At 44.0% G+C, this 24,951-nt stretch carries 25 protein-coding genes; 3 read left to right on the top strand and 22 right to left on the bottom strand.

Going from position 1 to position 24,951, the window contains the following annotated elements; translation table 11 throughout:
- Positions 1–58: 58 nt before the first annotated feature.
- The 16 genes from ACWOEX_RS00340 to ACWOEX_RS00265 form a co-directional block, all read right to left on the bottom strand.
- Complete coding sequence (locus ACWOEX_RS00340; protein WP_455297277.1) at positions 59–436, bottom strand: DUF3397 family protein; 378 nt, start codon at positions 434–436, stop codon at positions 59–61.
- A gap of 87 nt (positions 437–523) precedes the next feature.
- Positions 524–721: a 50S ribosomal protein L32 gene (gene rpmF, locus ACWOEX_RS00335; RefSeq protein WP_455297276.1), complete on the bottom strand. Its 198-nt coding sequence runs from the start codon at positions 719–721 to the stop codon at positions 524–526.
- A gap of 21 nt (positions 722–742) precedes the next feature.
- The gene (locus ACWOEX_RS00330) at positions 743–1,297 is read right to left on the bottom strand and encodes a YceD family protein (RefSeq protein WP_455297275.1); all 555 of its coding nucleotides are present in this window, start codon (positions 1,295–1,297) and stop codon (positions 743–745) included.
- Positions 1,298–1,384: 87 nt separating this feature from the next.
- On the bottom strand, positions 1,385–2,602 hold the full coding sequence (locus ACWOEX_RS00325) for a nucleotidyltransferase family protein (protein WP_455297274.1): 1,218 nt from the start codon (positions 2,600–2,602) through the stop codon (positions 1,385–1,387).
- Positions 2,602–2,976, bottom strand: coding sequence for a ribosome silencing factor (gene rsfS / locus ACWOEX_RS00320; RefSeq protein ID WP_455297273.1), 375 nt, complete (start codon positions 2,974–2,976; stop codon positions 2,602–2,604). Before rsfS ends, ACWOEX_RS00325 begins: the two co-directional genes overlap by 1 nt.
- A 5-nt stretch (positions 2,977–2,981) precedes the next feature.
- Complete coding sequence (yqeK, locus tag ACWOEX_RS00315; RefSeq protein WP_455297272.1) at positions 2,982–3,587, bottom strand: bis(5'-nucleosyl)-tetraphosphatase (symmetrical) YqeK; 606 nt, start codon at positions 3,585–3,587, stop codon at positions 2,982–2,984.
- Positions 3,580–4,218, bottom strand: coding sequence for a nicotinate-nucleotide adenylyltransferase (locus tag ACWOEX_RS00310; RefSeq protein WP_455297271.1), 639 nt, complete (start codon positions 4,216–4,218; stop codon positions 3,580–3,582). The genes yqeK and ACWOEX_RS00310 overlap by 8 nt, the downstream gene beginning before the upstream one ends.
- Positions 4,218–4,535: a YhbY family RNA-binding protein gene (locus tag ACWOEX_RS00305; RefSeq protein ID WP_455297270.1), complete on the bottom strand. Its 318-nt coding sequence runs from the start codon at positions 4,533–4,535 to the stop codon at positions 4,218–4,220. The genes ACWOEX_RS00310 and ACWOEX_RS00305 overlap by 1 nt, the downstream gene beginning before the upstream one ends.
- Before the next feature lie 13 nt (positions 4,536–4,548).
- On the bottom strand, positions 4,549–5,661 hold the full coding sequence (yqeH, locus tag ACWOEX_RS00300) for a ribosome biogenesis GTPase YqeH (RefSeq protein ID WP_455297269.1): 1,113 nt from the start codon (positions 5,659–5,661) through the stop codon (positions 4,549–4,551).
- Positions 5,654–6,181 (bottom strand): YqeG family HAD IIIA-type phosphatase, encoded by a 528-nt coding sequence (locus tag ACWOEX_RS00295; protein ID WP_455297268.1) that lies wholly within the window; start codon positions 6,179–6,181, stop codon positions 5,654–5,656. The genes yqeH and ACWOEX_RS00295 overlap by 8 nt, the downstream gene beginning before the upstream one ends.
- An 18-nt stretch (positions 6,182–6,199) precedes the next feature.
- Complete coding sequence (locus tag ACWOEX_RS00290; RefSeq protein WP_455297267.1) at positions 6,200–7,720, bottom strand: Mur ligase family protein; 1,521 nt, start codon at positions 7,718–7,720, stop codon at positions 6,200–6,202.
- A gap of 77 nt (positions 7,721–7,797) precedes the next feature.
- Positions 7,798–8,025, bottom strand: coding sequence for a YkuJ family protein (locus tag ACWOEX_RS00285; protein WP_455297266.1), 228 nt, complete (start codon positions 8,023–8,025; stop codon positions 7,798–7,800).
- A 54-nt stretch (positions 8,026–8,079) separates the two neighbouring features.
- Positions 8,080–9,261 carry a glycosyltransferase family 4 protein gene (locus tag ACWOEX_RS00280; protein ID WP_455297265.1) on the bottom strand — a complete coding sequence of 394 codons (1,182 nt, stop codon included), beginning with the start codon at positions 9,259–9,261 and terminating at the stop codon, positions 8,080–8,082.
- A 118-nt stretch (positions 9,262–9,379) separates the two neighbouring features.
- Positions 9,380–10,507, bottom strand: a complete 1,128-nt coding sequence (locus tag ACWOEX_RS00275; protein WP_455297264.1) for a hypothetical protein — start codon at positions 10,505–10,507, stop codon at positions 9,380–9,382.
- A gap of 238 nt (positions 10,508–10,745) precedes the next feature.
- Positions 10,746–12,473 (bottom strand): phosphoenolpyruvate--protein phosphotransferase, encoded by a 1,728-nt coding sequence (ptsP, locus tag ACWOEX_RS00270; protein WP_455297263.1) that lies wholly within the window; start codon positions 12,471–12,473, stop codon positions 10,746–10,748.
- Between the two features lies 1 nt (position 12,474).
- Complete coding sequence (locus ACWOEX_RS00265; protein WP_455297262.1) at positions 12,475–12,741, bottom strand: phosphocarrier protein HPr; 267 nt, start codon at positions 12,739–12,741, stop codon at positions 12,475–12,477.
- Positions 12,742–13,078: 337 nt separating this feature from the next.
- Here ACWOEX_RS00265 and ACWOEX_RS00260 point away from each other — a divergent pair, with 337 nt between their 5' ends.
- Positions 13,079–15,367, top strand: coding sequence for an AAA family ATPase (locus tag ACWOEX_RS00260; protein ID WP_455297261.1), 2,289 nt, complete (start codon positions 13,079–13,081; stop codon positions 15,365–15,367).
- An 87-nt stretch (positions 15,368–15,454) separates the two neighbouring features.
- Here the strand turns inward: ACWOEX_RS00260 and ACWOEX_RS00255 are convergent, their stop codons facing one another.
- The 4 genes from ACWOEX_RS00255 to ACWOEX_RS00240 are packed head-to-tail and all read right to left on the bottom strand — an operon-like array spanning position 15,455 to position 20,194.
- On the bottom strand, positions 15,455–17,026 hold the full coding sequence (locus tag ACWOEX_RS00255) for a peptide chain release factor 3 (protein WP_455297260.1): 1,572 nt from the start codon (positions 17,024–17,026) through the stop codon (positions 15,455–15,457).
- Between the two features lie 42 nt (positions 17,027–17,068).
- The gene (gene mgtE, locus ACWOEX_RS00250; RefSeq protein WP_455297259.1) at positions 17,069–18,466 is read right to left on the bottom strand and encodes a magnesium transporter; all 1,398 of its coding nucleotides are present in this window, start codon (positions 18,464–18,466) and stop codon (positions 17,069–17,071) included.
- Positions 18,467–18,497: 31 nt separating this feature from the next.
- Positions 18,498–19,382, bottom strand: coding sequence for an RluA family pseudouridine synthase (locus tag ACWOEX_RS00245; RefSeq protein ID WP_455297258.1), 885 nt, complete (start codon positions 19,380–19,382; stop codon positions 18,498–18,500).
- Positions 19,382–20,194, bottom strand: a complete 813-nt coding sequence (locus tag ACWOEX_RS00240) for an NAD kinase (protein WP_455297257.1) — start codon at positions 20,192–20,194, stop codon at positions 19,382–19,384. The genes ACWOEX_RS00245 and ACWOEX_RS00240 overlap by 1 nt, the downstream gene beginning before the upstream one ends.
- A 163-nt stretch (positions 20,195–20,357) precedes the next feature.
- Between ACWOEX_RS00240 and ACWOEX_RS00235 the strand changes: the two genes are divergently transcribed.
- Both ACWOEX_RS00235 and ACWOEX_RS00230 read left to right on the top strand, forming a co-directional pair.
- A complete protein-coding gene (locus tag ACWOEX_RS00235; RefSeq protein ID WP_455297256.1) occupies positions 20,358–20,975 on the top strand; it encodes a CYTH domain-containing protein in 618 nt (205 codons plus the stop codon).
- A complete protein-coding gene (locus ACWOEX_RS00230) occupies positions 20,968–21,639 on the top strand; it encodes a DsbA family protein (protein ID WP_455297255.1) in 672 nt (223 codons plus the stop codon). The genes ACWOEX_RS00235 and ACWOEX_RS00230 overlap by 8 nt, the downstream gene beginning before the upstream one ends.
- Positions 21,640–22,070: 431 nt before the next feature.
- On the opposite strand, the gene pepF is transcribed toward ACWOEX_RS00230, so the two are convergent.
- Both pepF and ACWOEX_RS00220 read right to left on the bottom strand, forming a co-directional pair.
- A complete protein-coding gene (gene pepF, locus ACWOEX_RS00225) occupies positions 22,071–23,873 on the bottom strand; it encodes an oligoendopeptidase F (RefSeq protein ID WP_455297254.1) in 1,803 nt (600 codons plus the stop codon).
- Positions 23,861–24,907 (bottom strand): competence protein CoiA, encoded by a 1,047-nt coding sequence (locus ACWOEX_RS00220; RefSeq protein ID WP_455297253.1) that lies wholly within the window; start codon positions 24,905–24,907, stop codon positions 23,861–23,863. Before ACWOEX_RS00220 ends, pepF begins: the two co-directional genes overlap by 13 nt.
- Between the last annotated feature and the right edge of the window lie 44 nt (positions 24,908–24,951).

Raw genomic sequence — 24,951 nt, 5'->3', positions numbered from 1 at the left:
GTTTACGATTACCTAAATCGCAAACGAAAGTCGTTTTTCAAGCAATGATTAACGCTGATTAACTAAGGAAAAACACTTGAACGATACGCCAAATAATCAATCCTACCGCAAACAGTGCTGAGAAGATGAACAGCTGATTAAATAATGTGCGGAACATCTTTTGAATACGGATAACTTGCACTGATTTAGCATATTGTCGAATGACGTAAATCACTCCCAACAAGGCAAAAACTAAACCGACTGCTGGCAGTAATGAGTAGTGTAAGATCTGTTTCGAATTGTAATGTATCACCAGCCACAAAAAGGGTTGCGCGATATCGATCGGTACAAAATTAAATGTTCGAATCGACTTGAGTATCGGTCGCAACTGTAATGCGACGATTAATGCAACCAATGGTAGCACATCGATAACAACTTCCATTATAATCGCTAACACGACCTTACACCTCTTTCCTAAAACATTCTCTTTATTCCCTAGATACAAAAAAGCCGGAACACAAAGTTCCGGAATTATGAGAAGAAACTATGCGTCAGCTTCTTCTGCGTTTTTGTCTGCAAAAACATCGCGGCCATCGTAGAAGCCACAGTTAGCGCAAACGTGGTGTGGTTTAACGTACTCACCACAGTTTGAGCATTGTACCATTCCAGGTACTGTTAACTTCTTGTGAGTGCGACGTAGACGTTTTCTTTGTTTTGAAGTTTTACGTTTTGGTACTGCCATTGATCTTCACCTCCAACAAGTCTAATTATCTTCATCATTGGCATCATCTGACGAGAAGTAATCTTTCAGAACAGCAAATCGTGGGTCGACTTCTTCACTTTTACGGTGATGATAGTCATCCTCGGTCATGGCCTGCCAGGAATGTCCTTCTGGCATGTCACCCGTCTGTTCTTCTTCGGTCGTCAAACGCACCATTGGCAGATGCGTCAAGATATTATCAACTAAAATATCATCAAGGGACAACGTGTCATCCTCTAACGAAATAGCTACTACACTCTCATCATCTTTGATATCTGTCTGACTCTGAGGGAAGAAGTAGCGTTCATTGATTGCAAAAGTCAATGGTACGTCTACTGGTGCCAATGAGCGCGTTGAAGGCAACGTTACACTAATTGCCACAGTAGCTTGGAACAACACTGTCCCTTCCTCATACAACAGCATCCCTTGAACACGCGCATTTGAAGCATCCATTATTTCATCATCACGCGACTTCAATAATGAAGTAACTTCTACCTCAGGATCGATGAACATCGGTTCCTGGGCATCGCGCATTAAATCATCGATTGTCCACTGCATGATTTGACCACCTCTAAGCAACACGAAAGATTATACCGACTACACTATCATTTGTCAATGAATTATCCTATCTTACCATCCATTGTATCATGGAATCAATAACGGTACACGTCCAAAATTTTGTTCACCCGCTTTGGGATTTAAGAGTGTCTGATAGACCCGATCTGCACGCAACCACAACGGCCAGCGACGCACCGTTTCTTTGGACACGCGATTAACTAGCTGGTAATTGAAATGAACTATATCCCGCTGTGCTTTGAGATAGGCACGTCCCTCATGGTTAGCACCGAGTAAAAATAACGGTTGTTCCTCCTGCATTGCAGTAAAAGCCTCAGACTCATGAATGCCGAGCCCTAACATCACTAATGCACGCTGGACACGTCCAATTGTCCACTGTCGATTGGTTACATCTTCGAGAAAACCGTGATAGGTGCTATGTTTCTTCGCTGCGCGTATCAACACATGTTCAATACCTTCATACATTTGATAGTGGTTTGCTAATGTTTGTAGTGGTTGACTCAGCAGTAAATACCTCAAGTAAGGATACCACGTTTCCAAAGTCGGCAATCCGTCTTGTCGACCTAGTTTTTCAACTAACGCAGGTGGCATCACTCGCTCGAGTGGTGATAGCCCCTCTTGTGTTTGGCGGTTTAGATGTTTTCGAATCGCTGTGCTACTCGTATATGACACGCCCTCATGAATCGCTTCAGTATGATGCGTGGCAACATGTCTAGCAATTGGCACTAACGTCAGTGGATGGCCAGCCTCCGCATTCGCTTTAGCGTAAGCAAAAGCTAAGAGCGTATTTCCACCTTCTGAGAAATTAATAGATAACGCTCCAAGTTCAGGTACACGCTCAGGGAGAGACTCTAACGTTTGCAAACGATCTTGACCGCGATTCGTCTGTCCGTCTACTGCTGCTTGAAACTGTGCCTCCCAGTTTGGATGGGCCACTACCCAATCTGCCAACTGCTCATAATCTGAAAATTTATCCGTTTCGACGCCAAACGCTAAATACTGGCACCCTAGCGCACTCGCTTCATTGACTGCACCCTTGGCAAAATAATCAGCAGGCTGACTCGCAAACCAGACGGGAAGTTCATAAATCAAATCATAGCCGTTATAAAGTGCGGTCTCTGCACGTGTCCATTTATCCGTAATGGCCGGTTCACCGCGTTGAACAAAATTACCACTCATCACAGCCACAATCGTCGCTTCGGGTAATTGTTGATTAATCTGTTCTGCCAGATACTTGTGGCCATTGTGGAATGGATTCCACTCACAAATTACGGCACAGCCAGGCATTATTCGTTATCAGGTGCATCGAGCAACGACTGAATGTCAACAGTCTCTGCATCCGCCCATAATTTCTCAAGGCTGTATGTCTCACGTGCTTCTTTAGTAAAGACGTGTACGATAACATCGATCGCATCGATCAACACCCAGTCATCCGCGTGCTTACCTTCAACGGCTTTAATGTCGTAGCCATTCTTTTCAATACTTTCAGCAATTGCATCAACCAGTGATTTCACCTGACGTGCATTGCGTGCGGTTAAAATCACGAAGTAATCGGAAAGTGGCGTCATTTTCTTAACATCAAGCGCTTTGATATCTTCACCGAGACGATCATCTGCTGCTTTGACAATAGTTTCCATTAAATCTTTTGGTGTGTGTGCCATCTGCATTATCCTTTCTGGTGTGTCTGATGCCAGTGATTATACACATCAAACGTCTGTGGATATACTGGCTTCTCTGTTTCAATTAAATGTGTAAGTTCATGTTTCAACTTAAATGCGACCGCTGCATCGAGCGATTGATCCGCCAGTCGACGAACATCATCAGCACCCGGGAAATCACGTTCGGGCTCAATATAATCAGCCAACGCAACGATTTTTGCTGTCGATGTCCAATTAAATGAGCCGACCGTGTGATTAAAGATCGCCCAATAAATTTCATCATCGTGCAACCCGAGTTTACGCTGTGCCTTCATTGCTGCAAGCGGTCCGTGCCAAATCGAGCGTCCCCACTTTTTCCACTCAGGATCGTAGTCTGGGTGATCGCTATATTTTTCAAGATCGGCGAGTTGATGTTCTTTGGCATAGTCGTGCAGTAAACCAGCGATTGCCGCGCGTTCCACATCTTCATGATGCTTTTCAGCTAATTGGATAGCTGTTTCTTCAACGCGTAAACAATGCTTGAAGCGTTCCCTAGAAAGTTTTTTCTCGACTTCTCTAACGAGTTCTTCGCGCGTACAGTCGATTAACCCCTTTTGATAACTGATACTAGTCACGATACAATCCTTCTTTCATCATGAATTCTTCTACCGTATCCGGAACAAGATAGCGCACGCTCTGGCCATCCTGAATCATTTGTCGAATTTTGGACGAACTGATATCAATCATTGGTACATCAACCGTCATGACTGGATAGGGCGTTTCTAATGTGTACCCCGGGCGCTTAACACCGACAAACTGAATCAGGTCGACCAATTCATCAATTTTTGACCATTTCGGTAAATATTCCACCATATCCGCGCCGATAATGAAATAGAACTGAATATCTGGATAGCGTTCCTTCAAACGACGAACCGTGTCGATTGTATAACTCTTCCCTTGGCGTTCAATTTCATCTGTTTCAACAACAAACGACGGATTACTATTGAGTGCGAGACACAGCATGGCTAGACGATAGCGACTATCAATCGCTTCCTTATGGTCAACGTGTGGCGGTTCATAATCCGGCATAAACCAGATTTCATCTAATCCCAGCTTATCACGAACCTGCTCGGCAATAATGAGATGGCCGTTGTGCACGGGATTAAACGTACCACCGAGAATGCCGACACGTTTCTTACTATCCTCTTGTTTCGTCTGCGTTTCTGTTTCAACCGCGGTACTGTGCACCTGTTTTGCTGTTGTCATTATTTCGCCTTCAAACGTTTGACTTCATAGGATACTTCGCGATTTTCTTCGAGAGAAGATGGACGATAGATACTCAGTGTATGACCGATATGATTTGTCCATTCTGCATTGAGCTGCTCTTTCAAAATTTGTTCAGCTTCTTTATCTGCAATTGACGCATTTTGAAGGATGGAAATCTTAACGAGTTCACGCTTGTCGAGTGCGTCGTTTAATTGATTAACGAATTCATCCGTAATATTTGATTTTCCTAATTGAAAGAGTGCTTTTTCTTCTTGCGCACGGCGTCTGAGAAAACTTTTTTGTTTATTGTTCATCATTCATCCTCCTTCGCTAAATTAATGGGGCGCGTTTGAATACATCCACGCCTTTTGGCACACGGACCTGCAACTGTCCAGGCTGTGAAACTTTGATCCATCCCAATCCTGAAATCGCAATATCACATGGTTCATCAATCGTGTAATGTTTCGTATTACGCTTAATCTCATCTGTTAATTCTGCTTTTGTTGGTGGTGATAACAATTCACCGACGTGTTTCGCATAGAAATCATCCGCACCTTCGAGTTTGCGTCTATGGATATTTAACGCATTCGAAGCATAAACCGTCAGGCTCTGACGCTCACCGCTCACATAATCGAGTTGCGCCAATCCACCGATAAATAACGTTTGCTCTGGGTTTAACTGATAAATTCTTGGTCGTACTTCATTTGTCGGCAAAATCTGTTTCAATGTTTTGTGTGACATGCCGACCGTCATCTGCCCCTTGTGGATAATCCCCGGGGTATCGATCAAGGCACTTTCATCATCGAATGGAATTTCAATAATATCGAGCGTAGTTCCTGGATATTGGCTTGTTGTGATCACTTCTCCCTGAATCCCACGACTCTTGATCAAGGCATTAATTAACGTCGATTTACCGACATTTGCGACACCGACGACATAGACGTCACGTCCATGACGCGCCTTATCGATTGCTTGATAGAGCTCATCAACACCTAAATTCTTAGCTGCACCTGTAAATAGCACATCACGTACGTGAACACCTTGATCGCTCAAAATCTTTTGAATGCGATGTTTCAAACGATTACGATTAATTTCTTTCGGTAATAAATCCACTTTATTCGCAACGATGATCAGCTCATTATTACCGATGATACGTTGAATTCCGGGAATAATAGACCCAGCGATATCAAAAATATCAATCACATTGACGACTAACGCTTGCGTATCTGAAATGCCATTCAAAATGGCTGTAAATTCCTCTTCAGTCGTTTCAATACTCTCTAATTGATTATAGTGACGCAATTTGAAACAGCGCTGACAATACAGTGCGTTATTCTCTAGCCCTTTTTTTACAACGGATTTTGGTGTATAACCACGTGCATTTTTATCTTCTGATTGAATTTCTGCACCACAGCCGATGCAGTAAATTGGTTCATCATTCATTCGTATCTTGCCACCCCCAATTTGGATCCTTTTTCTTGAAATGACGGACGAGTTTGCGCTCGAACCATCGATTGATTTTAGTATAAATATTATCTGTTTCAGTAACCGGTCTAACGAAAATACTCTCCATACCGAAACGATTGGCAAGTAACACATCCGTCAACAGCTGATCACCAACAAAGACAGCCGAATCCACATCGACATTAAAGCGTTCAATCAGGCGTTTCATACCTTTCTTGAGCGGTTTACGCGCATCCCCTTGATATACGAGTCCAGCTTGTTCCGCAACACGTTTCACACGTTCGCCGTGATTATTGGATAGGATGATAATGGTAATTCCTGCGGCGTGCAAGTCTTCTGCCCACTGTTTCAGCTCCTCAGTCGCATCCATCACATTCCAAGGCAACAGCGTATTATCTAAATCCGTAATCACCGTATGGATACCCTTTTCCTTAAGCAACTCTGGTGTCAATGTATACACAGATGACATAAATCCTGTGGGTTGAAATTTTTCAAGCATTCACGCACTCCTCTATTATCATTTATGGTTTATTCTATCATACGTCGCTAAACGTTCCTTGACATAGTAGCTGTCGCCAGCGTAAGGTTCAGCGCCTTTTCTCGTTTTCATGACGGTTTCGTTACCTTTACCTGCAAATAATAATACTGTTTGTGACGATTCAGATTCTGCCCAATCAAATAATTGATGAATCGCAGAATCCCGATCCGTTTCAATGATTGCTTCCTGACCGTTTTTCTCGACGATTGCTTTCATTTCGGCTGCAATCGCCTCTGGATCTTCGCTACCTGGATCATCACTCGTAAAGATGATTTGATCAGCATACTGCGCGGCAGCTTCCGCCAGCCCTTTACGTCGACTAATCGCTTTATCGCCAGTCGCACCGACCACCAGCCCAATCTTCGCTTTTGGATATAATTCTTTGGCTGTTTCAAATAGTGCGGTTAAACTGAGCTGATTATGTGCAAAGTCGATAATGGTTTGAATGTGGCCATCTGCGGAATCATAATGTTCCATACGTCCGGGAATCTGTACATCTGTGACAGCCTGTGCCATCACTTCTGCAGTTACCCCATAGTCTGAGGCGATTGCCATCGCAACGAGTGCATTCAAAATATTAAATGAACCGCTGATCTTGATCTGACAATTGAACGGCTCACCGATACCGTGAACGGTGAAACGATAACCTGTTCCTGCCGGTTCGCAGTCGGTCGCATAGATATCCGCTGTAGTATCATCGATAGCTACCGTAACAATCTTTTCAATCGTATCGCTGTTTTGTGCAGCCACCAATACTTGGTCATAATGATCCGTTGCTTTATTGAGGACCGCCAATTTTCCTTGATTAAAAATCTTTAATTTGCTTTCAAAGTAATCCTCGAACGTTGGATGTTCTAATGGACTGATATGATCCTCTGAAATGTTTAAGAAAGCCACTGCGTCAAACACTACACCGTATGTACGATGATATTTCAAGGCTTGACTCGATACTTCCATCGTCATAAATGGTACTGCTGCTCGACGCGCTTCATCGAGATATTGATATAGCGGCAAAGCTTCCGGTGTGGTAAGCACCGCCTGTTCATCACGCACGCCCGTTACCACACGCGTCGAAGAAATCAAACCGGACAATGGCTGTTCTTGCTTTTCACTCCATACATCCATGATTGCCTTCAGGAAGCTTGAACTCGTCGTTTTGCCTTTCGTCCCTGTGATACCGGCTGTATAAAACGCTTGATAGGGCTGTTTATAGAAGGCGTTAGAAACAATGGCCATAGCACGACGAATATCGGAAACAATAATACCTGGGATAGCAACATCATATGCTGTCTCTGAGAGATAGTAAGCTGCGCCATTCACAATCGCCTGATTCAGATACTCAACTTTGAAGCGATTCCCTTTACAAAAGAAAAGACTTCTCGGACGATTATTTCTAGAATCATAAGATAGTGATGAAATCTCATCGTCGTCCCCGAAGCGATCGGTTGTTTTGAGTAAATCTGCTGCGTTTAATTGTTCAATCACTGTTTGAATCCGCATATTGCTCCCCTTTTTATTTCAGAAAAAAAGCCGGGTATCCCTACCGCGACTCTTAAACATTCCATGATTAATTGATCTTACTGAATCAAATCATATATTTCCATAGCGACTAAATCGATGTCGTCAAATTCAAAATTCTCATTTTCACTGTAATCATCTAACAAAAACATCTGGCGTTCCTTATCAAAGGATACAGTACAGCGTTCTTCGCCATTTTTTTCGAATTTACGTACTTCAATCGATGAATCGTCGGCTGTCATCGCTTCTAACCGAGTGATAATCGCCTTTAATTGTGATGGCTCCATCAAAAAACTCCCTTCGCTCGACGTTCCTCGTTATTTTATCACGCCTCGCGTCCTTTATCTAGCCGATAATTTCGATTTCCGCGAATTAACCAATCGTTCATAGACCGTCATCATCTCATCATAAAAATGATCAGCGCTCACACTTGGCGTGAGCTTTTGTAAGCTCGCTACGATCTGCTGACGATAACGTGAGACTTCCTGAATCGCACGGTACAGTTCTTCAGGCGCATCAATTAAGACACCGAGCTGATGCTGTTTACTTAATGATTCGAGATAATCATTTTGCATCGCAATGACTGGTAACTGATTGACAATCGCTTCGCTAAACGTCAACCCTTGTGTTTCTGTTAGTGACAGATTGACATAGATATCGGCAATCTGATAGTAGTCAGCAACCTGTTCGTGCGCCACCATTCCCGTCATAATAACACGTTCCGTCAATTGCAATTCACGAACCTGTTTCTCCAATTTTTCACGTTCTGGACCGTCACCAACTAAAACCAACCACAACCGATCGTTCTGCTCATGGCAGGATTTGAACTGTGTCAATAATTCGGAGAGGTTCTTTTCTTCGGCAAGACGATTGACAGACAATAAGACCGTCGCATCGTCCGGAATACCGAGTGATTGTCTAATAGATAACCGCAAGTGCTCTGATATACGTTCTGGCACCTGAACGCCGGTAGAGATGGTGTTAATCGGTCGTTCCACGCTGTAAGTCTCTAATACATCAGACATCATCGCACTCGGTACAATAATCTCATTCGCGCGATTACAGAACCATTGCGAAAAGCGCTGAACGGTTTTCTTATGGATCAAATGCCCATTAAAAACGTAATGTAAATAATATTCGTACCACGTGTGATACGTATGAACGAGCGGAATATCCAACGCACGTGCAATATGCTGTCCACAGAGACCGAGACCGAACTCTGTCTGCGTGTGAATAAGATCGAGGTCGAGTCGCTTGACCTGTTTCATCACACGACGCACGAACGGCATGGCTACACGACGTTCCTTAAAGAAAACAAACGGCACCGAGCGATAACGATACACATTTGCTTTCGGTTGTGCATTGGGATCCGTTGTCGTGAAGAGATAGACCTCATGCCCATGTGCTTTTAATTCATCACACAGCGTTTGTATCGATGTTGATACACCACTCATCTGTGGGAAATAAGTATCTGTAAATATACCGATGCGCATGCGTTCCTGTTCTCCTCCGTTCTTCGTCATTCCATACTATCATAATATGCACATAACAATAAAGATGCTAGCGTTTCTTAATATTTATATAAATTTTTCATCAAAAAAGACACCCACTCTGGGATGTCCTTAGTTCAGTAATTTCACATTAATCGTTATCAACGATTAGATCTTTTAAGGTCGCATCAAAGTAAGCCTGTGCTTCTTCGACATCATCATTCTTGTAATGTGCCGCAATCAAAATATCCTTGGTTGTCTTCCAACCAGAGACACTACCGACACGTTTGAAGAAATCATACGCTTTTGTTCCATATTTAATAGCCGCGTCATAATCCTCGTTAACGTAGTACGTATATGCTAATGCACCGTAGCATTCGCCGAGGTAATCCTGCGCATACTTCTCAACCGTTTTGAGATCTTCTAACAAAATATCGATTGCTTCTGGTGTGCGTTTCTTGTTGGCGTATAACTGTGACAAGTTAATACTCAACTGACTGCGATAACGTGCAATCTGAATTTTCATCTGATCGGTAAAGATCGGACTGTTCAAGGCTGCCTTGATGACACCCAATGCATTATGCAACACCACGATAATTGTTTTTTCTGGAATCTTGTGCTTCGTCATGTAGAGCGAGTACAAGTTATCAAAAATCGCAATGTATGCCCAACGCACGGCTTCTTCATCGATCTGATGAATCATGTAGAAGAGTTGTTCCAACGCTTTGGATTGTTTTTCATCATCTTTCGTACGTTTAATGTAATACGTGGCGAGACGGTGTTGGCACAAAATCTTCTCGTATTGGTCATTTGCTAATTTCTTCGCACGTTCGAGATAAACGATCGCTTCATCATCGACCATTGCAGCAAGATAAGCGCCGATATAGAGACAATTTTCATAATTATCGATGCGCCCATCTTTGGCGAGTTTAGCCTTTACCGCATCATATACCGCCGCATAATCACCGATCGTCAGCACGTAGACATCGAGGTAGAAACCAAGATGTTTAATTGGTAGGTTATTGAGATCTTCTTCCAACACTTCAGTGCTGATCGGTTCGATGGTTCCTTCTTCAATCAATAATTGACGAACTTCTTGAATGTCTTCGTTACGACGCACCCCTAATTCGTTCAGTAATTGTGGGGCAGCGATAGTACGTTTGACCGTATGCCACTCGCTCAACTGTTTCAAACTAAAGTTGATACGTTCAATATAGAAATGCGGTAGCGGTTTACGTTGCAATGATTTGAGGTAATCATAAAGTGCTAATGCTTCCATAGGTCCTCCTTTTGATTCACTGATAACGTCTGTTTTTAGAGATCTGTTCCGATCGCTTCTTTTGGATCATGGTTCCATGGTTGTAAGACCTGGGAGAACACCTGAAAGACAACTTTTTCATCAAACTTTTTAACATATTCTTCAAGTGACATACAATTCGCTCCTTTCTCACATTTCATTTGCAAAAAAAGGCGCACAAATCATTCGCATGATCTGCACGCCCTTAAAAATAGATACGTTAGTCGGTCAATTTGGCTTTGTAGTCTTCAACTAATTGTTCAACTTCATCGGAAGTTGTGCATTCATTGATGGCTTTATCAGCTAATTGACGGCATTCTTCGGTATCCAATTGAGCTAATAAGCTGCGTGATTTCAAAATAGAAGTTGCACTCATTGAGAATTCATCGAGGCCCATACCAACTAAGATTGGTAAGGCTGTTTGATCACCAGCAACTTCCCCACACATACCTGTCCATTTACCTTCTTTGTGTGATGCGTCGATAACAAACTTAATCAAACGCAATACGGAAGGATTGTATGGTTGGTAAAGGTAGGAAACACGTTCATTCAAACGGTCAGCAGCCATTGAGTACTGAATCAAGTCATTCGTACCGATACTGAAGAAGTCTACTTCTTTAGCGAACTGGTCAGCTAATACTGCAGCAGCAGGAATTTCGATCATGATACCGACTTCGAGGTCGTCACCGATCTTAATGCCTTCGCTCTGAAGTTTTTCTTTTTCTTCTTCCAATACAGCTTTTGCTTGACGGAATTCGGCAATGTTAGAAATCATTGGGAACATGATCCCTAAACGACCGTAAGCAGAAGCTCTCAACAATGCACGTAATTGTGTACGGAAGAGATCATCGCGGTCCAAGCTGACACGAATCGCACGGAACCCTAAGAATGGGTTCATTTCTTCTGGTAATTCCAAGTAAGGTAACTGTTTATCCCCACCAATATCCATGGTACGGATGATCACTTGCTTACCTTCCATGCCTTCGATAACTTCTTTGTAAGCTTCGAACTGTTCCTCTTCACCTGGCAATTCATCAGAATTCATGTAGAGGAATTCTGTACGGTAAAGACCGATTGCTTCCGCACCGTTCGCATGAACACCTGGCATATCTTTTGGTGAACCGATGTTTGCTGCGAAGACGAATTGCTTGCCGTCTTTAGAAACAGAGTCAGCATCTTTGAGTTTTTCCCATTCAGCCTTCTGTGTTTCGAAGTCTTGCGCCATCTTTTCGTATTCGGCAATCGTTGCTTCGTCTGGATCAACAATAACGTCACCTTCGAAACCATCAACGATGATCAAGTCACCGTTCTTAATTTCTTTAGTGGCTTTGCTGGTACCTACGACAGCCGCAACTTCCAAACTACGCGCCATGATGGCAGAGTGAGAAGTACGTCCACCGACATTTGTTACAAAACCTTTAACGAAGCTGTTCAACTGTGCGGTATCACTCGGTGTTAAGTCATCCGCTACGACAATCGCATCGTCAGCGATTAATCCAAGGTCAGGAATATCTGCGTCGATTAAGTGTGCGATCAAACGATCCGTCACATCTTTAACGTCAGCAGCACGTTCCTGCATGTATGGATTGTCTTCCATTGATGAGAAGATCTGGACGAACATGTCAGCACTCTGACGAACCGCAGATTGTGCATTCATGCCTTCATCATTAATCTTAGATTCGTAGCCTGACACCATTTCTGGGTCTTCCAACATGCTCAAGTGAGCATCGAAGACTTCAGCTTCTTCAGCAGACAAGCGTTCCGCTGCAACAGCTTTGATTTTTTCGATTTCTGTGCGACTCGTTGCAATTGCTTCGTGCAAACGGCTGATTTCAGCTTCTTTGTCCTCGGTCTGTCCGATTTCGAAGCTCAAATCCGGTTGTTCAAGCAAGAATGCTTTCGCAACTGCAATACCGTCACTCGCACCAATACCTTGAAGTTTATTCATCTTATTCAGATAAACCTTCGTTCTTCATAGTGTCTTCGATTGCTGCGATTGCTTCTTGTTCGTCTGTACCTTCAACAGTGATCGTTACGTCAGCACCTTGACCAACACCTAAAGACATAACACCCATGATAGATTTCAAGTTAACAGATTTTTCTTTGTATTCTAACTTGATTTCAGATTCAAATTTGCTAGCTGTTTGTACTAATAAAGTTGCTGGGCGTGCGTGAATACCTGTTTCAGCAGTAATGTGAAAATCGCGTTTTTCCATAATTCAATCTCTCCTTATATATGCTATAAATACTTTCTATTACTGTATCGACTATTAGCGATATGTAAAAGCTTACGAAAACAATTTACCATTAAATCGCTTAATAAACAAGAGCTACTCATGTGTTGTTTATCTCAAATGACCTTTATTTCATTATTAAGATACGTTTTACTCATTTTATATTTTTTTAATATCTTTTTGATAGTTATCCCTTGAAAGTCAAAAATGGTCAATGTATAATACATCCGTAAGGTCAAATAAGGTCAACTGATAAGCCAATACCTGTTGACTGAAAGATCATAGATTTAATGTTTTCAATTAAGGAGTGTGACGAATTATGGTATGTCAACGTTGTGGTAAACGTGAAGCTGCAATTCATATGTATGCAAATATTAACGGCAAACGCCAAGCGGTTAATCTTTGCCAGGCGTGCTATTACGAAGTTGTCACCGGAAAGAAAAGTGATCAACCGACTATCGACTCAAATGATGATCAAAACAACATGAATCGTTGGGGCAATAGCGGATGGAATGATCTCGATAACATTTTCAGACAATTCCAGGAACGCGGTGGCTTCAACGCATCAAATATTAATCAGGCAAACTTTGGTGGTAATGGTGGTGGTAACCCGAATGGTGGTGGCGACGGTTTCCTCGACCAATACGGTACAAACCTCACCGAACTGGCACGCCAAGGCAAATTCGATCCGATTATCGGACGTGACGAAGAGATTCAACAGATTGTCGAAATCTTAAATCGCCGTAACAAAAATAATCCCGTATTAATTGGTGAAGCGGGTGTCGGTAAAACTGCCGTGGTCGAAGGACTCGCGCAGCGTATCGTCGACAAGGAAGTGCCGCAGAAATTACAATCAAAAGAAGTTATCAGTTTAGATGTGGCTTCGCTGATTCAAGGTACAGGTATCCGCGGTCAGTTCGAAGAGAAAATGCAGAAACTGATCAAAGAAGTCAGTGAAAATAAAAATATCATTCTCTTCATCGACGAAATCCATGAAATTGTCGGTGCTGGTGGCACGGAAGGCAATACGATGGATGCGGGTAACATCTTGAAACCTGCCCTTGCACGTGGTGAAATGCAGCTCGTTGGTGCGACGACATTTACTGAATTTAGAAATATCGAAAAAGATGCCGCCCTCGCACGTCGTCTGCAACCAATCACTGTCAATGAACCGAGCGTTGAAGAAACGATCAAGATTATCGAAGGTATCGCACCAAAATACGAAAAATTCCACAGTGTGGAATATGCTGAGGATGCGTTGCGTGCGACGGTTACGCTTTCTGATCGCTACATCACCGATCGTCAGTTGCCAGATAAAGCGATCGACCTACTCGACGAATCCGGTTCAAAGAAAAACTTGTCCGTGCCGTTCTTAGACAAAGAAACGCTCGATAAGCAGATTGATGAATTGGAAAATCTCAAAGCAATGGCAACAGAATCTGAGAACTATGAAAAAGCTGCCTACTATCGCGATCAACTCCAACATTACAAGGAAATGCGCGATAAGAATGAGTCTGTGCCGGAAAATACCCCAGTGATTAACGTCAGCGACATCCAAAAACTGATTGAGAAGAAGACGGGTATTCCAGTCGGCGACTTACAAGAAAATGAACAGACACAGCTCGTCAACCTCGATGCGAATTTGAAACAGAATGTCATCGGTCAAGACGAAGCCGTTGAAAAAGTTTCTAATGCAATCCGCAGAAATCGTATTGGCTTCAATCATTCACAGCGTCCAATCGGTAGCTTCCTATTCGTCGGGCCTACCGGTGTTGGTAAAACCGAAATGGCACGTCAATTAGCGGAAGAACTCTTCGGCTCCAAAGACGCGATGGTACGTTTCGACATGTCGGAATACATGGAGAAACACTCCGTCTCTAAATTGATCGGTTCACCTCCTGGATATGTTGGTTATGAAGAAGCTGGTCAATTGACTGAACGCGTTCGTCGTCATCCGTACTCTTTGATCTTGTTGGATGAAATCGAAAAAGCGCATCCTGATGTATTGAACACCTTCCTCCAAGTAATGGAAGATGGACGCCTAACGGATGCACAGGGACGTACCGTATCCTTCAAAGATACGATTCTGATTATGACATCTAACGCTGGTAGCGGTGGTACGGAAGCCAGCGTCGGATTCGGCGCACGCGATCGCGATCAAGAACAAGCCAACGTCATCAACCAGCTCGAAGAATTCTTCAAACCTGAATTCTTGAACCGTTTCGATGCGATCGTGAAGTTCCAACCGCTCAAGAAAGAACAGCTCACGAAGATTGTGGACTTGATGATCGATGAATTAAATGAAATGCTCGATGGTCAAGAAATTCACATTGATACGACTGCTGCTGTGAAGGAACGCCTCGTTGATCTCGGTTACAACCCGCAGATGGGCGCTCGTCCACTCCGTCGTATCATTCAAGATCAGATCGAAAATCAAGTGGCTGACGTCTACTTGAAGAACCCTGAATTACATTATGTCCACTTCGATACGAATACTGATGATCAGATTGTGGTCGATAACTTCAGTTCAGAAAAAGTGACGAAAACTGATAATTCAGAGGAAACAAACGAGACTGACAAAGCAGATAAAGAAGATAACGAAAACTAAAACAACGTACAATTAATCCCCCAAGAATAAACAACGCAAAACTCCCGCGAAAGCTATTGCCGTCGCGGGAGTTTTTTTGTATCTAAATTATAATAATGTTTTTAATTCAACATCTGGATATTTCTGTTCAAACCAATTCTTCGCAAAGACATTCTCGAAGAGGAAGACAGGTTGATCGAAGCGGTCTTTACAGAGAAGATTTCGTGACGATGACATTGACGTATCGAGATCTTCTGGATCAATCCAACGCGCAATCTTGCGCCCCATTGGATGCATCTCCACTTCGGAATTATATTCATTCTCTAGGCGGTATTGGAACACTTCAAACTGTAATTGCCCGACCGCACCGATGATGTACTCTTCCGTATGCCAAGTCTTGTACAGCTGGATCGCCCCTTCTTGAACGAGCTGCTCAATTCCCTTATGGAAGGATTTCTGCTTCATCACGTTCTTCGGTACCACCTTCATAAACATTTCCGGCGTGAAGTACGGCAACGGTGGGAAGGCTATTTTTTCCTTCCCTTGATAGATCGAATCGGAAATCTGGAAGTTTCCTGTATCGTACAGGCCGATAATATCACCGGCCACCGCCGCATCCGCATTTTCACGGCTATCCGCCATAAAGCGTGTCGTATTGTTCAAGCGCACGCTCTTACCCGTACGTTCGATAAGCACTTCGTCACCTTCGTGGAAGGAACCGGAACTAATACGTACGAACGCAATACGGTCGCGGTGGCGCGGATCCATATTCGCCTGAATTTTGAAGATAAAACCAGTCAAACGTTCATCATTTGGGTCGATGAGCTGACCATCTGTCGTTTTTTCAGGTTTCGGTGCTGGCGCATATTCAACGAAAGCGTCGAGGAAAGTCTGTACCCCAAACCCAGTCAGCGCTGAACCGAAGAAGACAGGCGTTAATTGACCATTTTTAATGGCTTCGGCATCGAACGGATTACCGGCCTCTTGCAATAACTGCGCATTTTCCAAGGCTTCCTCGTAGTAGCCAGATTGTGCGACCGCATATTCTGAGGAAACTTCCCCATTCTCGTCGAGCGGTAAGAAGTCATTGCCACCATTGTCGTCTGGATGGGTTAGCTCTAAACGTTTATTATAAATATCATAAAGCCCCTCTAAGTTCTTACCCATCCCCATTGGCCAGTTCATCGCATACGCATCAATGCCTAACACATCTTCCAACTCAGCGACCAATTCCATCGGATCGCGCCCGACACGGTCGAGCTTATTCATAAAGGTAAAGATCGGAATGCCACGCTTGCTGGCAACCTCGAATAATCGTTTCGTCTGTGGCTCGATCCCCTTTGCAGAGTCGATCACCATCACGGCACTGTCAACCGCCATTAACGTACGATACGTGTCTTCAGAAAAGTCCTCGTGCCCCGGCGTATCGACAATATTAATCTGATAGCCATCGTAGTCCACCTGCATTACCGAACTCGTTACCGAAATCCCACGTTGCTGTTCGATTGCCATCCAGTCAGATGTTGCGAACTTTCCAGTCTTCTTACCTTTAACGGTACCCGCTTGGCGAATCGCACCAGAGTATAAAAGTAAATGCTCCGTGATTGTTGTTTTCCCTGCGTCCGGGTGAGAAATAATCGCAAACGTACGACGTTTTGCGACTTCGTCTTGTAAACTCATTAATTATCATCCTCGTTTTTTCATCGTTTTCTCGTGCCGATATTATACCAAAAATGGCATAAATTGCGTCGCCACAGAGAAATAAATTAACACACTGGTTAAGTCAGAAAGCGTCGTAATAAACGGCCCAGAAGCCACTGCTGGATCAAAGCCTAATTTATCCATCAACATTGGCACTAAACTACCAGCCAAGTTAGCTACAGTGATCGCTGAAAGCATCGCAATACCGACGACACCAGCTAATGCTAAATTGCGCTGCCATATGGTAATAATTAAGAAAATCGTCACTCCAGTTGCTAGTCCACTGATCAGTCCGATCACAATCTCGTGAATAATCATGCGGAAGAAACCGGAATGCTCTTCTTTTGGCATGGCGAGACGACGCACGGCAACGGCCAACGACTGCGTCCCCGCGTTACCGGCTGTCCCTGTGACCAAGGTAATGAATAGTGACAGTGTGGCCACTTCTGAAATTAAGCCTTCAAAACGTCCGATTAACGTTGCGGTTCCCATCCCAAGGAATAACAACGTAACCAACCATGGCAAACGACCAGCAGCAGCTTGGACGGAGGTTTCATGTACTTCATCGACGTCAACGGCAGCCAAACCGGAGTAGTCTTCCAAGGCTTCTTCATCCATAACGTCCAAGATGTCGTCAACGGTGATAATACCGACGAGTTCTCCCGTATATTCGGTAACTGGGATCGCCATGAAGTCGTAGTCACGAATGACTTGGGCAACGATCTCCTGGTCATCGTGAACATTGACCGCCACCACACGCTCACTCATGATGTCAGAAACGAACTCATTCGCATCCGACAGCATCATATCACGCAAGGTCACAACCCCGACGATACGATTATTATCATCAACTACGTACAAGTAGTAGATCGTTTCGGCCACATTCGCCTTAGAACGCACCAAGGTCATGGCGGATTTTACCGTCTGATTGGCCTGCAGAGAAACGAAGTCGGTCGTCATAATCGAACCGGCTGTATCATCCTCATACTGCATCAGAACTTTTAATTCATCAGCCTGACCTTTTGGCATTAAGCGTAAATAGATCTGCGCTTTGGTCGGTTTAATTTCCTGTAGAATATCGGCCGCATTGTCGCGATACATCTCCGCTAAGATCGCAGAAGCGCGGCGATCATCCATATTTGCCAGGAATGAAATAATTTCTTTGAACGTATCTTCGTCGAACACATCATAAATACTTGCGAGTTCGTAAGGCGTTAAATAGCCATTCGCGATTTGACGCTGCTTCGCATCTAAATTCACATAGATCTGCGCCTGCTCGTAGGTATGGTTGGCCATTAATTCCTCACGAAAACCCTCACGATTATGTTCCTTCAGTAATTTCGTGACGTTTTCAAATTTTTCCATATCGGTTAATTCTTTTAATTCGTCATTTTGGTTTTCATGTTTTTCGTCTGTCATACGCAGGTCCTCTCTTTCTCTCGATTTTGGATTATTCAGCGAGTAATTGCGCTAAATCTTCAGGATACGGTGCGTTGATCGTTAATTTTTCTTGTGTGAACGGATGTGTAAAAATCAACTGGCGACAATGTAACGCTTGATGCGAAAGTATGTCATCGTTACTGCCGTAGAGATCATCGCCAACGAGTGGCGCCGCTTCGTGCGAGAAGTGCACGCGAATCTGATGTGTGCGCCCTGTATGCAGTTGCAGGCGATATTGATAGTAGCCATCGCTCGTCTCCGACTGCAACCAGTACTCGGTCTGCGCTGCCTTGCCATCATCACGCACGCAACGTTTGATGATCGAATCTTCCGTGCGACCAATCGGCAAGTCGATAAGACCGTGCGCCTGCTCAGAAACAGGTTGTGCCGTCCAAGCCGTGTAGTACTTTGCCAATCGTTTATCCGCCATCTCCTTTGCCATGATGGAATGCGCGAATTGATGTTTCGCAAACATCACCGCACCGGATGTTCCCCCATCGAGACGCATAATCGGATGGATGACCTGATCTTCGTATCCCTGCGTCTGATAGTAGTACTTGATCGTACTCGCTAACGACGTATCATCGTGATAACGGACTGGAAGCGTCCGGACACCAGCTGGTTTATTGACAATGAGATAGTGTGCATCTTCATAAAGGATTTCAAGCACGCCTTCTTTTGGCAGGATTTCTTCCTGCTTCCCTTCACTCGGTAGCTCAATCGTAACCTGATCACCAGCAACCACTGGATAGGTCACAGGCACCGCTTCACCATTCACCCAGATACCACCATACTGTTTGATACGCACGAGCAGCGAGCGCGATATCCGCTGATGTTTCAGAAACGTCTTCAGCTTCACATCACGATCTGCCTGCCATTGAAACTGTAATCCCACTACTTCGCTCCCGGCTGATCGCTGATAAATGACTGGTGCACACGATCCCAAAAGTGCGTATGACGATAGCGTGAGAAGTGAATTTGTTGTTCAGCGACTTCGAAGCGAACCTTTTCAATGTATTTCAAGGAAATGGTGAACTGATCGAGCGTCATGAAGATACCACTCTGATCTTCTTTTCCGAGATCGACGGTAAACCATTCATGGTCACACGTAATGACAGGGCTAGACAAACTGCGGTAAACGCGGTTATTCAATGGCGCAATTTCAGTCAACTGCAGGGAACGCAAACTCGGGTGAATCACTGCACCACCGAGTGATTTATTGAGTCCGGTAGAGCCGGTCGGTGTTGAAATACAGAGGCCGTCACCACGATAGCGTTCGAAGAGCTCATCTTTGATGTAGATGTTTGCTTTCATCGTTCCTTCATAACGACGAACAGTCGCCTCGTTCAAAGCCAATTTCTCGATCGTAGCCCCGTGACGATCGGTAACGCCTACCTTGAGTATCGGATAGCTGATATCTTCTCCTTCATCAGTAGCGAGACCTTGGATGAGATGGTCAACATCCTCCTTGAGCCAGTCGGTGTAGAACCCCAAATGTCCTGTATGCACACTCGTAAAACGAATGCTATCCAACTGATTTTCATAATGATGGAACGCGGCCAAAAGCGTCCCATCACCGCCGACTGTAATCACGAGCTCGGGCGACTCTTCATCAATTTCAAAATCGTATTTTTCAAGTTGTTCTTCGATATAATTTTTGATTTCTATGGATTCTTCATTATCATTATTAAAAACCGAGTACTTCATATTAGTCCTCCATTTATTCGATCGTTCGTTTAGTCTTCTAAATTCTAGCACATCCGCCGATGCAAATTCACGGGCGCAAACACAAAAACTGTAAGTGAAAGCGAAATTCAGTATAATAACTAATACGCTAAAATGAAAATTTAAAGAATGTGAGTGAGTTTTGATGAGTCAGCAGTTGGAAACGGAATTTAAGAATATGATCAGTCGTTTGGAATACCAACGACTATTGGATCATTTCGACCGGCAGGCAACCGATGCGATCATTCAAACCAACTATTATTTCGATACGCCCGACTTCGAATTGCGTGAGGCACGCATCGGTTTACGCCTCCGCCTTACAGATCATTATCGCCATCTCACGCTGAAACAACCGAGTGGGAAAAACCAAATGATTGAAATTACCGACAAACTCACACATAATGAAGCACAAGCAGTCATTACAGACGGTGCGATGCCAGAAGCGCCAGCGATTCGCGCTGAACTCGCAAAGCATCAACTGTCGCTCGATAACGTTTCGCGTTTCGCAGCTTTTGAAACCCGACGTATCGAAACTGAAATTCCAAATAGCACGCTCGTTTTCGATGAATGTCATTTCGATCATTACACCGATTACGAGCTTGAGATGGAGACGACGCTCGAACCATCGGATGGTGAGCAGCAGTTTTTAGACTTGCTTAAACAACATCACATTCCCATCCGTCCATCTGAAAAGAAAATGATCCGCATGCAGCGGACAGAACCGCTCTATCCATTAGAAGAAGGAGGTCAATCTCATGGATGAGTTTGTGACACTCAGCCAAAAATCAACTAAACATCCATCCACGCATTACTTTGATCTATTCTTATTCGTCAACCCATTAGATCCGGATAGCTTCCGCGTGGAAAAGGAAATTTTCACGTTCGTTCAAGAATCCGATCAGAACGTTTCATTACGGATTCTCTGCTATCACGAAAATAAACTCGATAATCATGCGGGACAACCCGCCTTTGAATATGCTGACTTTAATTTCATGGCGAATTACCAAGTGGCGCTCGCCTTTAAAACGGCAGCGCTCCAAGGTAAACAGGTTGCCAATCAACTACTACTGTCAATGCAAAAGGCGTTCATCAATAATCGCGAGCGATGTCGGGACGATGCCGTAAAAGACATCATTCGTCAAAATGATATCGACTATCAGACCTGGCTCAATGGTTTTACCTCACGCTATATTCGTAAAGATTACCAGAGAGATATTCAACTCATGAAAGACATGCGTGTCGACAAATTGCCAACGCTCATTGTCTCTGATTCTGTGAATGACGACTGTGCAATTAAAATTGAACAACATGTCACTTCAAAAACTTTAGAACAGTTGTTGGAATATCTCCACGACTCTTCAGGTAACCCTGCAATTGATGAATTAGAGCAGACACCGCTGAGGCTTGCTTGGCACAAAGAATATTAATACAAACAAATAACCTCTAGGAAGGTCATGTTGCGACTGTCTCTAGAGGTTATTTTTATAGATATGGATATAATATGAAAATATTGTCATGCATTTATGGAATCCCTTTAAGCACATGCATGTTTGCGTTATCATAAAGAACTGCCTATTACTTAAATGACATTACTCATTCACTGATTATCAGTATCTTCTCTAGGAGGGATCATCATGAAAAAACGCCCAGATCTATGAAAGGCAGCAATATCCGGATTTTTCGGCGGTGTTGCGATATACTTTATTATTACTACTATCCTATCGTTCCTCAATTAGTTAATTTAGATTCTTGATATAAACAGGTGATACATCCTCTGAGAGATAGTCTTTCAGGGGATTTTCTGATCATCAAAAAAGTGCTAGCAACCTCTTCTCGCTAGCACTTTGATGTATCTATTTTATCTCTCTGATAGCAATGCTTCTAATTGATCGAGTCGCTGTTCGAAGAGTTTCATGGTGGCTTCGATATAATCAGCATTCGTCATGTCGACACCGGCACGTTTCATGATTTCGAGCGGATAATCGGAATCTCCAGATTTTAAGAATTGGAGATAAGCGTCTACCTTTTCAGGATCGCCACTTGTGACACGTTCTGCAAGTGCTGTCGCTGCTGAGAAGCCGGTCGCGTACTGGTAGACGTAATAATCGTAGTAGAAGTGTGGAATACGTGACCATTCGTAGGTAATATCGCGATCTTCGGTGGATAACGCTGGCCCATAGTATTCGCTATTCAATTCGAAGTACTTCTCATTCAGTAATTCTGGCGTGAGCGCCTGCCCTTCCTGTGCGGCTTGATGCATGAAGTGTTCGAATTCCGCGAACTGCGTCTGGCGGAAGATCGTTCCTTTCACAGAGTCCAAGAAGTAACTCAATAGGTAGATCTGTGTTTCAGGATTCTTCTTCGTCTCAAGCAAGTAATGCGTCAGGATATTCTCGTTTGTGGTAGACGCAATTTCAGCAAGGAAGATCGGATAGCTGCCGTAAACATATGGTTGATTTTCAGCGGTGTAGAGACTATGCATGCTGTGGCCGAGTTCGTGAGCGAGCGTGTAGTAGTCGTTCAAGGAATCTTGCCAGTTCAATAATACGAACGGATTCGTGTCGTACACGCCGGATGAGTAGGCACCTGATGTTTTTCCGATATTTTCATAAATATCGATCCAATGCTCATCGAAGGCACGATGCAAGTTCTTGAGATAGTCTTCACCGAGTGGCGCTAGAGCTTTGAATAATTCTTCTTTCGCTTCCGCAAAGGTGTAACTGATCGGTGCTTCCCCTGTTAATGGGACGTAGAGGTCGTATGGGTAGAGCTGATCGACGTCGAGTAATTGTTTACGCAAGGCAACGTAACGGTGAAGTAATGGCAAGTAGCGATGCACTGTTTCAACCAAGGTATCGTAAACTTCTTCCGGAATGTGATCCGCTGCCATCGCTGCTTCACGTGCAGAGTGATAGTTGTGCACTTTCGCGTCGACGTTGTGGTTCTTCACGTTCCCACTCATCACGGATGCCATCGTGTTATTGACGCGACGGTACCCATCATGGAGTTGATGGAAGGCTTGTTTGCGTAGCTCACGGTTCGATGATTCGAGAAGTTTACCGTAACTACCGTGGCTGATGGTAATCTTCTCGCCGTTTTCGTCAGTCACCTCACCGAATTTGAGATCAGTATCGCTCAGATAACTGAACACATTCTCGCTATTAGATAGTACAGGTGCGAGCGTACTGAGTAGGGCTTCTTCCTTATCGGAGAGCACGTGGCCGTCCTTCTTGAGTAAGGCTTCGAAGTAATGACCGTAATGTTCATCCGCACTGAGAGCTGCCTTGATGTCATCTGACAAACTGAGGACTTCCGGTTCAAACCAAGCCGTCGCTTCGCCCGTCTGTGTGGCGAGTTGTTCTGCCCGATCATTCATCTGGATGTATGCAGTCACCTGTGTTTCCTGATCATGTTTCATGTTGGCGTAGACGACAACTTTCTCGAGTTCACGACTGATTGCTAGAATCGTTTCGAATGCTTCGATAACGACTGAATCGCCTTCACTGAGACGTCCACGGAACGCTTCGATTGCTGGTAAACGTTCAGCAACGTCTTCATAAGCCACCTGCCATGCGTCATCCGTTTCAAATACCGTCGTCAAATCCCACTGATCATCTGCTGAGATCTCTTGACGTGGTTTCACTTGTGTTACTTTTGCCATGATGATTCCTCCTTCATATGTTCAAATTGCTTTGAGAGTAGCCACACGTGATTGAGCCATTGTGAAAGATAGGGTTTAATCTCACAGTTAAACTGGCGAAAATGCAGCCATTGGAAGAGCTGACGCTGATAATCTTCCGATGGTATATTGAGCCGTCTAAGCAACGTCATCAACACGAGTACATGACTGAGTTTCTCTTGAACGAACACGCTCGGATAGTCATAATTAAAATAATCGAGCGCCAAGGTGTCTGTTGATACATGATGTTGATAGAGTAATGCCAGCAATGTTTTCTCAACCTGCGTGGGATGCCTGAGCAGTCGCGTTTTCTGCTGTACTAATTGCGTCATCGTCCGCTGCTTCGCCTTTGGACATGATACTTTACGTGCTGAATGTTCAAACGGTGCGTCATCACTCGTACAGATCGCCAGATAATCCTCAATCGATAGGATCCAACGCTGAGTCATCCGTCCGAAGAAATCCACAGATAAGAGATGCACACGCTTCTCATCCGACTGCCAGTAAGGTAAGTATACCCCAAATGTGTCATGTGTTCGCATAAAGGGTGTTAGTCGCTGAAAATTGGATGGTCGATACTGATAATGTGCTTGCGATTCATTCAGCAACCATATCACTTTTATTTTATAAGTTTCATAATCTTTTTGTCGTTTACTGACTTCAAGAGCTGTAATTAATGACGACTGCAATTCAATCGTTAAGGTTTGCTCTCCCATCGTTACATAAACATCCGCTCGCCGTTCACCATCTGCTAACGGTAATTCTAGCACTGCCTCTATTCCTACACGTTTCAGTGTACGCGCAATCCACTGCTTATTCTTCTGATGCCAGATGGATTCGTTTGCAGTAGATAACTTGCCGTAATGCTTAAAATACGGTCGTTTCCGTTGACTAATGACTAACTGTACGGGTTGTCCACGGTCTGGACAATAGTAATGGCGATGTGGTGCATGCAGCGATTTAGTCGCTTCTTCATTCGCTCGCACTGGTTCATTGTTACATAGCGCATAATACATAAAAACACACTCTCCTCTACTGATTAAGTACGCTGAGAGTGTGT

The sequence above is a fragment of the Aerococcus vaginalis genome, assembly GCF_053762225.1.
This window is presented reverse-complemented; position numbering and strand designations above follow the sequence as displayed.